Here is a 14300-nt window from a genome sequence, read left to right on the forward strand (position 1 = left end):
GTCTGCCCTGAACCGCGTCGCCCGTATCCGCCCCGCTCACCCAGACCTGCCCGTGCTGACCGCCGGGCCGGGCCGGTCGGCCGGGGAGAAGAGGCGATGCTGGATCTCTCTGCGGTAGTCGTCCAGGGTGTTGTCGATGTGCGTGGCGGCGGCGTGGGCCGCGGCCGCCGGATCTCCGGCGCAGATGGCCTGGTAGATGGCGTCGTGCTCCTCGACGGCCTTGGCGGTGTGCCCGCCGACCGAGCCGCGCAGCCCGATCATGTTGGACTGGACCTGCAGCCGCCGCGCCTCGCGTACGGCGATCTGGAGGAACATGTTGTGCGAGGCCGTGGCGATGGCGGTGTGGAAGGCGTCGTCGCCCTCGTTGAACAGGTCCTCGCGTCCGGTCTCGAAGCCGTGGCGGCACACGGCGGCGGCCTCCTCGACGGCTCTGAGCTCGGCGGGGGTGGCGCGGCGGGCGGCGAGCCGGCTGGTCTCCATCTCCTGGGCGCGCCGGAACTCGAACAGCATGTAGACGTGGTCGAGGTCGGTGGGGAGGAAGAACGACGCCAGCCGCCCGGCCCCGAGCATGCCCTCGTCGTCGGCGACGTACAGGCCCCGGCCCTTCTGGGCGCGCACCCGGCCGAGCGCCGACAGGATCTTCACCGCCTCGCGCACGACGGTACGGCTGGTGCCCAGCTGTCCGGCCAGGTCGTTCTCCGTCGGCATGCGGTCACCCGGACGCAGGCCAAGCCGGGCGATCAACTCCAGCACCTGCTCCGCGGCCACCTCGTAGCCCGGCCGGTATCCGCCCTCGCGCGGGGTGTCGGTCACGGCGCTCCCTCCTTGTGATGGCTGGTAGAAGCATGACTCATTTCCTCGGGCGGGACACGCGGAGGGTTGGCGGGCGCGCGCGTTGAGTGCGGCGAAGCGGGAATCGGCGAGCACAGAAGTGGTGCCGGCGACGCCGCAGGAGTGAGACATTCATCCGAGCACTGCGGCACGGCGGGATGGGCCGGTTCTCCTCCCGAAACCGGACGGCCCGCACCGCGTCGGCGGCCGATCACACGACCGGGCGCGCGGGCGCGCGCCCGGTCAACTCCGCCGGCGGACAGGCCCGCCCCGCCATACCTACCGTGATGTCTGCCGCGGTGGTCGCCGTGCTGTTCGCCGTGATGGCGGCGGGCCGAAGAGGGCCGCCCCGACCGGGCGCACATGACCGGCGCACATGACCGCGGTGTCCGCACGCCGTCTTCCCGTGTGTCGCGACAGGCTTCCCGTGTGTCGCGACAGGCCCGCTGACCGGCGGGGGACCGGCGCGAGGTCACCCCGCCGCGCGTGCCGAGGCCGCATGGGCGGCCGGAAACCGGAGCAGACCGCGGCTCAACGGGCCCGGCTCAGTGGGCTCGGCTCAGTGGGCTCGGCTCAGTGGGCCTGGCTCAGTGGGCTCGGCTCAGTGGGCCCGGCTCAGCGGGACTGGGCGGGCACGACGATGGCGGCCAGCAGCAGGCCGTTGGTGGCGACCCAGCGCCCGGAGAAGCCGGTGAGCTGCGCCCCCGAGACGTACGGTCCCTTCACCTTCAGCGCGGCGGTGAAGCGGCCGTTGTCGGGGTCGATGGTCACCATCGCGTCCTCGAAGTCGAGCCAGCGCTTCGTCAGCGGGAACCACGCCTTGTAGACCGCTTCCTTGGCCGAGAACAGCAGCCTGTCCCACGCGACTCCGGGATGCTTGCGGGCCAGTTTCTGCAGGGCCAGGCGTTCCTCGGGCAGGGAGATCGCCTCGAGCACGCCGTTCGTCAGGGCGTCGTCGGGTTCGGCGTCGATGCCGAGGGTGACGACCTCGCCGCGAGGCGCGAGGACGGCCCCCCGGTAGCCGGCGCAGTGCGTGATGCTGCCGACCAGGCCCGCCGGCCACTTGGGCTCGCCCTGATCACCCCGCAGGATGGGCTGCTCGGGGACGCCGAGCAGTTTCATCGCCCGGCGCGCGCAGATGCGCGCGGTGGTGAATTCGTTGCGGCGCTTGTCCACGGATCGGCTCACGGCCTTCTCCTCCGCCGCGAAGAGCATCCCGTCGTGGGCGTCGTGAAAGGTGTCGACCGCCACCACTCCGGGCGGCAGGATGCTCCTGATCGCCGCAGGTTCGTTCATGGTGCCAGTTAAGCGGGCCGGCGCCGCGGGAGAAAGTGTCGGAGGCCGATCTCGGGGCAGAGCGGGCGCATCTGCAGGGTCCGGCAGGGGTGATCCCGGTAGGGGTTGTCCGTCCGCCTGATCGTCGCCATCGTTGCCGCCGTGGGCTCCCCGCGGGCCGTCGGAGACCGAATAACGGTCGGTGTTAGGGGTCGGCAGGGGATGTGCGCGGCGATGGCATGATGTGAAACTCAAATCGTGACAATGCAAGTGGAATCACTTATAGACGCAGGCGCCTTTCGCCAGGCGATGGCGGAACTCGTGGCACCGCTCACAATCGTCACGACAGTGGACGAGAATGGGCGTCGCTGGGGTTTCACTGCCAGTTCCGTCACTTCCGGGTCCCTTGAGCCGCCGCTGCTGCTGGTCGGTGTGGACCGCCGATCGAGTTGCCACGAGGCCATCACCTCCTGCCGGGAGTTCGTGGTGAACGTCCTCGGCGAGCAGCACCGCGACCTCGCGAGGACCTTCGCCACCCACGGCGTCGACCGCTTCGCGGGCGGCGAGCTGGGCTTCTGGCCCGACTCCGACCTGCCCTGCCTGCTGGACGCGAAGGCGGCCTTCCGCTGCGTGTCGAGCGGCACCCTCGCGGTGGGGGACCACGACCTGCTGGTCGGGTCGATGGTCGCGACGCGACTGAACGTCGGCGGCACGCCGCTGCTGTGGTACCAGCGTGACTTCGCCCTGCCGGCCAGGGAGGCCGGCGTGGTTCGCGAGCCGGTGTGAGTCACCGGCCTTCCGTCCCCACACCCGGCGCCGAATCCGTCACCAGGCACCTCACCCGGGACGTCACCAGGCGCCTCACCTAGGACGTCACCAGGCACGTGATGCGGCTCGGCATCAGGTACGTCACCGGGCTCGGCGCCACCGTGGCGTGACCCGCGCGCCGTGACCCGTACCATGACCCGCGCCGTGACCCGCCCGGCCACGGCCGCCGGGGCGGCCGGCATCCCGGCGTCCTGAACGACGGCCGCGCGCACCGCCACCACGCTCGCGCCGGCCGAACGCGAGAACCGGCCGCACACACGACGGTCCCGCATGCGAGGGCCGCGTGGAGCGGCATGCGGACGAGAGCCGCGCGGATGAGGATCACGCCCGCGACGGGACCCCGCGCGAGTCGCGCATGCGCCGCGCGCGAGCACCGCGGCGCACGGACCGCGGCGTACAGACCGCGGCGTACAGACCGCGGCGCACGGACCGCGGCGCACGGACCGCGACGTACGGACCGCGACGTACAGACTGCGGCGTACGGACCGCGGCGTACGGACCGCGGCGCGACGGCCCCGCGGAGAAGAGCGCCCCGGTTGGGGTGCCCCGGGGGTGGCGTCCCGGGGGTGGCGCTCCGGCCGGTCGCCCCGCGTGTGAGCCGGCGGCTCACGGAGCTGCCCGGCCGCCTTCGCCCGGCGTCAGGCGCGAGGCGACAAGCGGCCGGCGATGAATATCGCGTACGCGCCCACTATTAGCCCCATTTGCGGGCGATTTCACCCTGTTGCCACTCAGGGCGTTTCCCCTTGAAAAGGGCAATAGACCCCTATCCCTGCTAAGCCAATGATAGGGGGCGAATCCTCTGGCGGTTCGGGGTTGCATCCCGATTCAATGAATCAGCAAATGAGCGTTCGCCGCCGTGGTCGACGGCCAGCTCACCCGAAGAACCCTGATGAGTGAAGAGGTACCTCATGCTGAGCCTTACGGAGTCAGCCACCATCACCGGCGACATCGCCTCAGTCTGGGAGACCGTGTCGGACCCGGCCTCGTGGGCGAGCTGGGACCCGCACGTCGACGTGTCGCGCTTCGAGGGCGACTTCGTGCCGGGCGCGGAGGGCTGGACCAAGCCGCGCGGCGCCCCCGGAGGCCCGTTCAAGGTCGTCGCGGTGATCCCCGGCAAGGAGTACTCGACCGAGTCGCCGATGCCCGGCGGGGCCATGGCGATCACCAACACCTATGAGCAGATCGGCGCCGGTCAGGTCAAGGTGACCCGCCGGGTCCAGCTGACCGGCTGGTTCACGCCGGTCTTCAAGCTGTTCTGGGCCAAGGGCATGGCACGCGACATGCACCACACCTTCGCGGCGCTGGAGCAGGAGGCCCAGCGCCGAGCGGCGAGCGTCTGAAACCGGGGAGTGCGACGATGACCCACGCGGCGATCATCGGCGGTGGGATGGCCGGGATGCTGGCGGCGACTGCGATCGCCCGCCACGTCGACCGGGTCACCATCATCGAGAGCGACACGTTTCCCACCTCGCCCGCCCAGCGGCGCGGGCTTCCCCAGGGCCACCACAACCACATGCTGTTCGGCGGCGGGGCGATGGCGCTGGACACGCTGCTGCCCAAGACGACCGACCTGCTCTACGCGCACGGGGCGCATCACCTGCGGATCGGCGAGCGGATGGCGATGCTGTCCCCGCAGGGCTGGAGCCGGCGCTTCGACGGCGACCCCTTCGTCGTCACCTGCAGCCGCCCGCTGCTCGACCACGTCATACGCCGCCAGGCGCTCAGCTATCACCGGATCACCCTCATCCAGTCGGCCAAGGTCGTCGGGCTGACCGGTGACGCCTCCCGGGTCACCGGCGTACGCGTCGAGCGTGACGGCGGGCCGGCGGAGACGATCGAGGCGGACCTCGTCGTCGACGCGGCCGGCCGCCGTTCCGACTCGCCCCGCTGGCTCACCGACCTGGGCCTGCCCGAGGTCGCCGAGGACACGCTGGACGCCGGCTTCGCGTACGCGGGACGGTCGTTCCTGGCGCCGCCGTCCGCCGGTGACGACTTCCCGGGCATCCTGATCCAGGCCGACAACAGCACCGGAGAGCCGGGCCGCGGCGCCGCGCTGCTCCCCAACGAGGACGGCCGCTGGATCGTCGCGCTGATCGGCACCAGGGGCGCGCACCCGCCCACCGACGAGGAGGGCTGGCTCGAGTTCGCCCGCGGCATGCGGAGCCCGATCATCGCGGACCTGCTCGCGGGCGCGACGCCGCTCGGCGAGATCCGGGCCTACCGCGGCCTGGCCAACCGGCGCAGGCACTTCGAGCGGATCGTCCCGGAGGGCTTCGTCGTGCTCGGCGACGCGGCGATGACACTCAACCCCAACTACGCCACCGGGATGTCGATCTCGGCCTTCGGCGCGCTCGCGCTGCGGGAGGAAGTGGAGCGTACGGGGTTCACCGACGGCCTGGCCCGGCGGGCGCAGCAGCGTATCGCGAAGGCCGGCGAGCCCTGGTGGGAGGTCGCGATCGGCCAGGACCGGTGGTTCCCCAACGTGCGCACCAACCTGACCCTCCGCGGCGGCCCATCGCAGCTCAAGATGGCCGCCCGCTGGGGCCGCGTGGTCACCGAGCACCCCGCCATGGCCCGTGCGACCTACAGCGCGGCGTCCTTGGTGATCACCCCCAAGAAGATGATGACGTTGCCGCTGCTGGTGGCGATGATGCGTGGACCGAAGCTGCCGCCGCTGACCGCCGACGAGGCGATCGCGCAGTATCCCGGCTTCTCCGGCGTCCTCGACGCCGCGCCCGCTGATTCGGCCGTCTCCCAGACCACGGCATAGGGACCTCGCGGAGAAGAAATGGGCAACGAGGAGAGGCTGCTCGAATACCTCAGGCGGACCACCGCCGACCTGCGGGAGGCCAAGAGACGGCTCGCCGAGCTGGAACACCGGTCCTCCGGCGAACCCATCGCGATCGTCGGGATGGCGTGCCGCTACCCGCACGGGGTGTCCTCGCCGGAGGACCTGTGGAACCTGGTCGTCGACGAGGTCGACGCGACGTCGGCGTTCCCCGCCGACCGCGGCTGGCCGGAGGACCTGTACGACCCGGAACCCGGCAAACCCGGCAAGGCGTACACCCGTGAGGGTGCGTTCCTGTACGACGCGGGGGACTTCGACGCGGCCTTCTTCGGCATCTCGCCCCGTGAGGCCCTGGCGATGGACCCCCAGCAGCGACTGCTGCTGGAGACCACCTGGGAGGCGTTCGAACGCGCCGGCATCGACCCGGGCACGCTGAAGGGCAGCGCCACGGGCGTGTTCACCGGGATGATGTACCACGACTACGCCGACGCGCAGGGCACCGGTTCCGTCGCCTCGGGCCGGGTGTCCTACATCTTCGGCTTCGAGGGCCCCTGTGTGACGGTGGACACGGCCTGCTCCTCGTCCCTCGTGGCGGTGCACCTCGCCGCGCAGTCCCTGCGCGCGGGGGAGAGCACGCTGGCCCTCGCCTCCGGCGTGTGCCTGATGGCGAGCCCGGACGCCTTTGTCGAGTTCAGCAAGCAGCGGGCGCTCTCCCCGGACGGCCGGTGCCGGTCGTACGCGGCGGCCGCGGACGGGACCGGCTGGGGCGAGGGCTGCGGCGTGCTGCTGCTGGAGCGGCTGTCGGACGCGCGTGCGAACGGCCACCCCGTGCTGGCCGTGCTGCGCGCGACGGCGACGAACCAGGACGGCGCGAGCAGCGGGCTGACCGCGCCCAACGGGCCGTCGCAGCAGCGGCTCATCCGCCGCGCGCTGGAGCACGCCGGGCTGTCGCCGGCGGACGTGGACGTGGTCGAGGGGCACGGCACCGGCACCAAGCTCGGCGACCCCATCGAGGCCCAGGCGATCATCGCGACGTACGGCCAGAACCGCCCGGACGACCGGCCGCTGTGGCTGGGCTCCCTCAAGTCGAACCTGGGGCACACCCAGTCGGCGGCCGGTGTGGGCGGGGTCATCAAGATGGTGCAGGCGATCCGGCACGGGCTGCTGCCCAGGACCCTGCACGTAGACGCGCCGACGCCCAACGTGGACTGGTCGGCGGGCAACGTCCGGCTGCTGACCGAGGCGACGCCCTGGCCCGAGGTCGACCGGCCGCGGCGTGCCGCGGTGTCGTCGTTCGGCGTCAGCGGCACCAACGCCCATGTGATCATCGAACAGGCGGCCGACTCCCCGGCCGCTTCCCATAGCGAGACCCCGGGAGAGGCCACGGGCGAGACCCCGTCGGACTCCCCGGCGGAGGCCGGCGCGTCCCCGGTGACGTCGTGGATCCTGTCGGCCAAGAGCCCGGAGGCGCTGCGCGCCCAGGCCGGGCAGCTCCGGTCCCACCTGGACGTCCGCCCGGAGCTGGAGGCGGCCGACGTCGCGTACTCGCTCGCGACGGCCCGCGCCCGCTTCGAGCACCGGGCCGTCGTCCTCGGCGGCGACCGGGACGAACTGGTCGCGGGGCTGGCGGCGCTCGCCACCGGCCAGAACGACGCCAAGGTCGTCACCAGTGTCGCCCCGGTGACGCGCCGTCCCGTCTTCGTCTTCCCGGGTCAGGGGTCGCAGTGGGCGGGGATGGCGGCGGACCTGATCGACCAGGCGCCCGCGTTCGCCGACCGGATGGCGGCCTGCGCGCGGGCGCTGGAGCCGTTCGTCGACTGGGACCTGTTCGCCGTGCTGCGGCGCGAGCCCGGGGCGCCGGGCTTCGACCGGGTGGACGTCGTGCAGCCCGTGCTGTGGGCCGTCATGGTGTCGCTGGCCGAGCTGTGGCGGGCCAACGGGGTGGTCCCGGAGGCCGTCGTCGGCCACTCGCAGGGCGAGATCGCCGCGGCCGTCGTGGCGGGCGCGCTGTCCCTGGAGGACGGCGCGCGGGTGGTCGCCCTGCGCAGCCGGCTGATCGGCGAGCAACTCGCCGGACAGGGCGGCATGATGTCCGTCCCGCTCGGCGCGGAGGCTGCCACCGCCCGCATCGAGCGCTGGGGCGGCCGGCTGTGCCTGGCCGCGGTCAACGGCCCCGGCTCCGTGGTGGTCTGCGGAGACCCCGAGGCGCTGGCCGAACTGTTCGCCGAACTGACCGGCGAGGGCCTTCGGGCCAAGAACATCCCGGTCGACTACGCGTCCCACTCCCAGTACGTCGAGGCCATCCGCGAGAGCCTCATCGAGATCCTCGCCCCGGTGACCCCCCGGCCCGCGTCCGTCGCGTTCTACTCCACGGTGACCGGCGACCTCGCCGACACCACCGCCTTCGGCGCGGAGTACTGGTACACCAACCTCCGCGAGACCGTACGGTTCGACGAGGCCACCCGGGCGCTGTTGCGGGACGGATTCGACCTCTGGGTCGAGTGCAGCCCGCACCCCGTGCTGCGGCACGGCGTGGAGGCGACCTTCGAGGCCGAGGAGGCCGACGCCGCGGTGGTCGGGTCGCTGCTCCGCGACCAGGGCGACCTCACCCGGTTCCTGACCTCCCTCGCGAACGCGCACGTCTGCGGGGCGAAGGTCGACTGGACCGCCGGACGGCCCGCCGCGCGCGTGGTCGACCTGCCGACGTACGCCTTCCAGCGCGAGCGCTACTGGCAGAACCCCGAGTCGGCCGTCGAGGTGACCGCGCTGGGCCAGGAGCCGATCGAGCACCCGCTGCTGCGCGCCGCCGTCACCCTCGCCGACGGCGACGGGCACCTGTTCACCGGCCGCGTCTCGCTGCGGACCCACCCCTGGCTGGCCGACCACGACGCGCTCGGCACGGTGCTCATGCCCGGCACCGGCTTCGTCGACCTGGCGCTGATCGCGGGTCAGCAGGCCGGCTGCCCGGTGCTCGAAGAGCTGACCATCCAGGCGCCGCTGATCCTGGCGGACGACGAGAACGTGCTGGTGCAGGTCGTCGTCGGGCCCGCCGACGAGTCCGGCGCCCGCCCGGTCGCCGTGCACTCGCGCCGGGACGACGACCCCGACGGGCCGTGGACGTGTCACGCGTCCGGCGCGCTGCGGGACCGCGCCGCGACACCGTCCGACGCCGGTCTGGCGACCTGGCCGCCGCGCGACGCGACCGCGATCGCGCTCGACGGCGCGTACGACCGGCTCCTTGAGCGCGGGTACGCCTACGGCCCGGTGTTCCAGGGCCTGCGGGCGGCCTGGCGGCGAGGCGACGAGCTGTTCGCCGAGGTGAGGCTCCCCGAGGAGGCCCACGGCGACGCCGAGCGGTTCGCGGTGCACCCGGCCGCCCTGGACGCCGCTCTCCACACGGCCCTGGTGACCGGGTCGGGCGACACCGTCCTGCCGTTCGCCTGGACCGACGTCACGCTGCACGCGGTCGGCGCCACCGAACTGCGGGTGCGGCTCACTCCGGAGGGGCCGGACGCGGTGCGGCTGGAGGCCGCCGACGCCGCGGGCCGTCCGGTGCTGACCGTGGCGGGGCTGGTCAGCCGGCCGGTCTCCGCCGAGCAACTGGCCCCGGCGGCGGAGACGAAGGCGCTCTCGCCGTACCGGATCGTCTGGCGGCCGGTCTCCGCGCCCGCGGAGGGCCCGGCGGAAAGCACCGAGGTCGCCGTCTATCACTGCCCCGTCCCGGCCGGCGATGCCGTGCCGGGCGAGGTGCGGGAGATCGTCCAGCAGGTGCTCGGCGCGCTGCGCGACCGGCTCGCCGACGAGCGGGCCGCGACCGGCCCGCTGGTGCTGGTCACCCGGGGGGCCGTCGCCGTGGACGGCGGCCCGGTCGAGCTGACCCAGGCGCCCGTGTGGGGCCTGGTCCGGGCGGCCCAGGCGGAGAACCCCGGCGCGTTCGTGCTGGTCGACGCCGACGAATCCGATGTCACCCCGGAGACGCTGGCCCGCGCCGCCGCCACGGGCGAGCCCGAGCTCGCGCTGCGCGGCGGCGAACTCCTCGTGCCACGCCTGGCGGTCGTCCCCGGTGCCTCGCTTGCCCCGGCCGGCGCTGTGCAGGACGGCGCGGCGCTCGACGCTGCGGTGCCCGGCGGTGCCGCGTCCGGCGGTCGGGTGCTCGACCCGGACGGCACGGTGCTGATCACGGGTGGCACCGGTGGCCTGGGCGGGCGCGTCGCGCGGCACCTGGTCACCGCGTACGGCGTGCGCCGCCTGGTGCTGACCAGCCGCCGGGGCGTCGCCGCGCCCGGTGCCGCGGAGCTTCTCGAGGAGCTGACCGGCCTGGGAGCGGACGTCACCATCGCGGCCTGCGACGTCGCCGACAAGGCCGCGCTCGCCGCCGTCATCGACGCGATCCCGGCCGGGCACCCGCTCACCGGCGTCGTGCACACCGCGGGCGTGCTCGCCGACGGGGTGCTCGCCACCCTCACGCCGGACGACTTCGAAGCCGTGCTGCGGCCCAAGGCGGACGCCGCCTGGCACCTGCACGAGCTGACCGAGCACCTCGACCTGGCCGTCTTCGCCCTGTTCTCCTCGGTCGCCGGCACCATCGGCGCCGCCGGACAGGCCAACTACGCCACGGCGAACGCGTTCCTCGACGCGCTCGCCGCCCACCGGCGGGCCTCGGGCCTGCCCGCGACCTCGATGGCCTGGGGCCCGTGGACCGGCGTCGGCATGGCCGACGCGCTCGACGACCAGCACGCGCGGAGACTGCGCCGCGACGGGCTTCCGCCGCTCACTCCCGAGCAGGGCCTGATCCTTTTCGACGCCGCGCTCGCCGCCGGGGACGCCCACCTCGCCCTGGTCCGCCTGGACCCGGCCGGGCTCCGCGCCCAGGCGTCCGCCGACGCGCTCCCCACCGTGCTCGGCGACCTGGTACGGCGGCCGCCGCGCCGGGCCGCGCGCGACTCGGGAACGGCCGACGGCTCGCTCGCCGACCGGCTGGCCGGTCTCGGGCCCGACGAGGTCACCCGTACGCTGCTCGACCTGGTGCGGACCTGCGTCGCGGACGTGCTCCGGCACTCGTCGGCCGACGCGATCGAGCCGGACCGGGCCTTCAAGGAGCTGGGCTTCGACTCGCTGACGGCGCTGGAGATGCGCAACCGGCTCAACGCGGCCACCGGCCTCCGGCTCCCCGCCACGATGATCTTCGACTATCCGACGAGCCGCGCCGCGGCGAACCGCCTGGCCGAGCTGCTCGCCCCGGCGGCCACGTCCGCCCCCGTCCCGGTGCCCGCGTCGGCGGCCACGCCGGGAGCGGACGAGCCGATCGCGATCATCGGCATGGCCTGCCGGTACCCGGGCGGGGTGGCCTCGCCCGAGGACCTGTGGCGGCTGGTCGCCGACGGCGTGGACGCGATCTCCGAGTTCCCCGCCGACCGCGGCTGGGACGTCGACGCGCTGTACGACCCCGAGCGCGGCGCGCCGGGCAAGGTGTACGCGCGGGGCGGCGGCTTCCTGTACGAGGGAGCCGAGTTCGACGCCGGGTTCTTCGGAATCTCGCCGAACGAGGCGCTGACGATGGACCCGCAGCAGCGGTTGCTGTTGGAGACCTCCTGGGAGGCGATCGAGCGGGCCGGCATCGACCCGGATACGCTGCGGGGCTCGGCGACCGGGGTGTTCGCCGGGATGATGTACCACGACTACGCCGCGAACAGCAGCACCGGGTCGATCGCCTCGGGCCGGGTGTCGTACGTGTTCGGGTTCGAGGGCCCGTCGGTCACGATCGACACCGCGTGCTCGTCCTCGCTGGTGGCGCTGCACCTGGCGGTCCAGTCGGTGCGGTCGGGGGAGTGCTCCCTCGCCCTGGCCGGCGGGGTGACGCTGATGGCCACGCCGGAGATGCTGGTCGACTTCAGCGAGCAGCAGGGCCTGTCGCCGGACGGCCGCTGCCGCGCGTACGGCGCGGGCGCGGACGGCACCTCACTCGGTGAAGGCGTCGGCGTGCTGCTGGTGGAGCGGTTGTCGGACGCCCGTCGGCTCGGGCACCGGGTGCTCGCGGTGGTGCGGGGCTCGGCGGTGAACCAGGACGGTGCGTCGAACGGTCTGACCGCGCCGAACGGTCCGTCGCAGGAGCGGGTGATCCGCCAGGCCCTGGCCAACGCCAGGTTGTCGGTGCAGGACGTCGATGCGGTCGAGGGTCACGGCACCGGGACGACGCTGGGTGACCCGATCGAGGCGCAGGCGGTTTTGGCGACCTATGGTCAGGACCGTCCGGAGGAGCGGCCGCTGTGGCTGGGGTCGCTGAAGTCGAACATCGGCCACGCCCAGGCGGCGGCCGGTGTCGGCGGCATCATCAAGATGGTGCAGGCGATCCGGCACGGGGTGCTGCCCAAGACCCTGCACGTGGACGAGCCCTCCCCGCACATCGAGTGGTCCGCCGGTCAGGTCCAGTTGCTGACCGAGGCGATGCCGTGGCCGGAGGTGGACCGCCCCCGCCGTGCGGGTGTGTCCTCGTTCGGGATCAGCGGCACCAACGCCCACGTCATCATCGAGCAGGCCCCCGCCGACCTCGCCCCTGCGGATGTCCTCCTTGCCGAGGCTCCCTCCCCGGCCCTGCTCGCCGGCAGCGTCCTCCCCGCCTCGCCTGAGGTGGCCGACGGCACCGCGCAGGTCCTGGTCGAGAGCGAGAGCGCGGCTCCGGTGGCGTGGGTGGTGTCGGGCAAGACGGCGGATGCGCTGGCCGGTCAGGCGGCGCGGGTGCTGTCCTTCGTGCAGGACCACCCCTCCCTCGGTGTCGCGGATGTCGGGTTGTCGCTGGCGACGACGCGGGCGTCGTTCGAACGTCGGGCGGTCATCACGGGTGGGGATCGGGCCGGGCTGCTGGCGGGGCTGGCGGCACTGGCGGAGGGCCGCACCGCACCCGGGGTGGTGCAGGGTGTCGCCCGTTCCGGTGGGAAGGTGGGTGTGCTGTTCACCGGTCAGGGCGCCCAGCGGCTCGGCATGGGCCGCGAACTGCACGCGGCGTTCCCGGTGTTCGCGCAGGCCTTCGACGCGGTCGTCGCTGAGCTGGATGGGCATCTGGATCGGCCGTTGCGTGAGGTGATCTGGGGCGGCGACGCCGATCTGGTGGATCAGACCGCTTATGCGCAGGCGGGGTTGTTCGCGATCGAGGTGGCGCTGTTCCGCCTGGTCTCCTCGTGGGGGGTGCGGCCGGACTACCTGGCCGGGCACTCGGTCGGGGAGCTGGCCGCCGCGCACGTCGCCGGGATGCTGTCGCTCGCCGACGCGTGCCGGTTGGTGGCGGCGCGGGGCCGGTTGATGCAGGCCCTGCCGTCGGGCGGGGCGATGGTCGCGGTCCAGGCCACCGAGGACGAGGTGACCCCCCTGCTCACCGACGGGGTGGACATCGCGGCGGTCAACGGCCCCCGCGCGGTGGTGATCTCCGGACAGGAAGCCCCGGTCCTGGCCCTGGCGGCGAAGCTGGCGGAGCAGGGGCGGAAGACGCGCCGGTTGCGGGTCTCCCACGCCTTCCACTCCCACCTGATGGAGCCGATGCTCGCCGACTTCCAGACGGTGGCGGAGTCCCTGACCTACGCTCCGGCGTCGATCCCGATCGTGTCCACCGTCACCGGCGGTCTCGCCGACGACGGGTTCGGCACCGCGCGGTACTGGGTGGACCAGGTGCGCGGCGCGGTGCGGTTCGCCGACGCCGTGACCACCCTGGCCGGCCAGGGGGTGACCCGGTTCGTGGAGCTCGGTCCGGACGCGGTGCTGACCGCGATGGCCCAGCAGACCCTCGACGAGGCCGACGCCGCCGTCTTCACCGCCACCATGCGGGCCGGACGGCCCGAACCGGGCACGGTCGTCGCCGCGCTCGGTCAGCTGCACACCGCCGGCGTCCCGGTCGACTGGCACGCCTTCTACGCCGAGACCGGCGCCACCCGGGTCGACCTGCCCACCTACGCCTTCCAGCGCCAGCGTTACTGGATCGACGCGGACCGGCCGACCGTCGGGAGGATGGCGGTCGACCTGCCCCCGATCGACGAGGACGCCGCCGCGGCGCTGCGGCAGCGGCTCGGCGGCCTGTCGGGGGTCGCGCGGGCGCAGGCGGCGCTCGACCTGGTTCAGGAACAGGTCGCCGTGGTGCTCGGCCACTCCTCGCAGGAGCCGGTCGACGCCGACCGCGCCCTGTCGGAGCTCGGCTTCGACTCGCTGGCCGCGATCGAGCTGCGCAAGCGGCTCAGCGCGATGACCGGGCTCTCGCTGCCGTCCACCCTGGTCTTCGACTATCCGACGTGTCAGGCGATCGCCGCCTACCTGGACGGCGAGATCGGCGCGGGAGGCTCGGCCTCGCCGGTGTTCGCGGAGCTGGACGCGCTGGAGACGGCCCTGGAGAACTGCGACGTGATGGGCGACGAGTCCGGCAGGATCACCGCCCGCCTGGAGGCGCTGCTGCGCCGCTGGCAGGACTCCCGGGTGATGGGCGGCATCGCCGCGACGGACAACGACTTCAGCTACGCCAGCGACGAGGAACTGTTCGCGGCCATCGACAGCGAACTCGGCGTCGATTCGCCGACAGTCCCTTCCAGTGGAGATTGAC

Annotated in this window: 6 protein-coding genes; 4 read left to right on the forward strand and 2 right to left on the reverse strand. The window is 73.2% G+C overall.

The window, feature by feature from the left end:
• Nucleotides 1-36: 36 nt before the first annotated feature.
• Together HHX37_RS10825 and HHX37_RS10830 are read right to left on the reverse strand one after the other, a co-directional pair.
• On the reverse strand, nt 37-813 hold the full coding sequence (locus HHX37_RS10825) for a FadR/GntR family transcriptional regulator (RefSeq protein WP_167521599.1): 777 nt from the start codon (nt 811-813) through the stop codon (nt 37-39).
• A 633-nt stretch (nt 814-1446) separates the two neighbouring features.
• Nucleotides 1447-2127 carry a 4'-phosphopantetheinyl transferase family protein gene (locus tag HHX37_RS10830; RefSeq protein ID WP_182877365.1) on the reverse strand — a complete coding sequence of 227 codons (681 nt, stop codon included), beginning with the start codon at nt 2125-2127 and terminating at the stop codon, nt 1447-1449.
• A gap of 288 nt (nt 2128-2415) precedes the next feature.
• Here HHX37_RS10830 and HHX37_RS10835 point away from each other — a divergent pair, with 288 nt between their 5' ends.
• The 4 genes from HHX37_RS10835 to HHX37_RS10850 all read left to right on the forward strand — a co-directional run bounded on the left by HHX37_RS10835 (nt 2416) and on the right by HHX37_RS10850 (nt 14299).
• Nucleotides 2416-2892 (forward strand): flavin reductase family protein, encoded by a 477-nt coding sequence (locus tag HHX37_RS10835; RefSeq protein ID WP_244302290.1) that lies wholly within the window; start codon nt 2416-2418, stop codon nt 2890-2892.
• Between the two features lie 950 nt (nt 2893-3842).
• Nucleotides 3843-4274, forward strand: a complete 432-nt coding sequence (locus tag HHX37_RS10840) for an SRPBCC family protein (RefSeq protein WP_182882208.1) — start codon at nt 3843-3845, stop codon at nt 4272-4274.
• Nucleotides 4275-4291: 17 nt separating this feature from the next.
• Nucleotides 4292-5704, forward strand: a complete 1413-nt coding sequence (locus tag HHX37_RS10845; RefSeq protein WP_182885302.1) for an NAD(P)/FAD-dependent oxidoreductase — start codon at nt 4292-4294, stop codon at nt 5702-5704.
• 18 nt (nt 5705-5722) lie between these two features.
• Complete coding sequence (locus HHX37_RS10850) at nt 5723-14299, forward strand: type I polyketide synthase (RefSeq protein ID WP_182885303.1); 8577 nt, start codon at nt 5723-5725, stop codon at nt 14297-14299.
• The last annotated feature ends 1 nt before the right edge of the window (nt 14300 follow it).

This window comes from Microbispora sp. H10885 (assembly GCF_014161415.1).
Taxonomy (GTDB): Bacteria; Actinomycetota; Actinomycetes; order Streptosporangiales; family Streptosporangiaceae; genus Microbispora; species Microbispora triticiradicis.

Excerpts from the sequence above, each read along its gene's own strand:
- HHX37_RS10835 (WP_244302290.1), top strand. The coding sequence starts at position 2,416 with ATGGCGGAACTCGTGGCACCGCTCACAATCGTCACGACAGTGGACGAG.
- HHX37_RS10830 (WP_182877365.1), bottom strand. The coding sequence starts at position 2,127 with ATGAACGAACCTGCGGCGATCAGGAGCATCCTGCCGCCCGGAGTGGTG.
- HHX37_RS10845 (WP_182885302.1), top strand. The coding sequence starts at position 4,292 with ATGACCCACGCGGCGATCATCGGCGGTGGGATGGCCGGGATGCTGGCG.
- HHX37_RS10840 (WP_182882208.1), top strand. The coding sequence starts at position 3,843 with ATGCTGAGCCTTACGGAGTCAGCCACCATCACCGGCGACATCGCCTCA.
- HHX37_RS10850 (WP_182885303.1), top strand. The coding sequence starts at position 5,723 with ATGGGCAACGAGGAGAGGCTGCTCGAATACCTCAGGCGGACCACCGCC.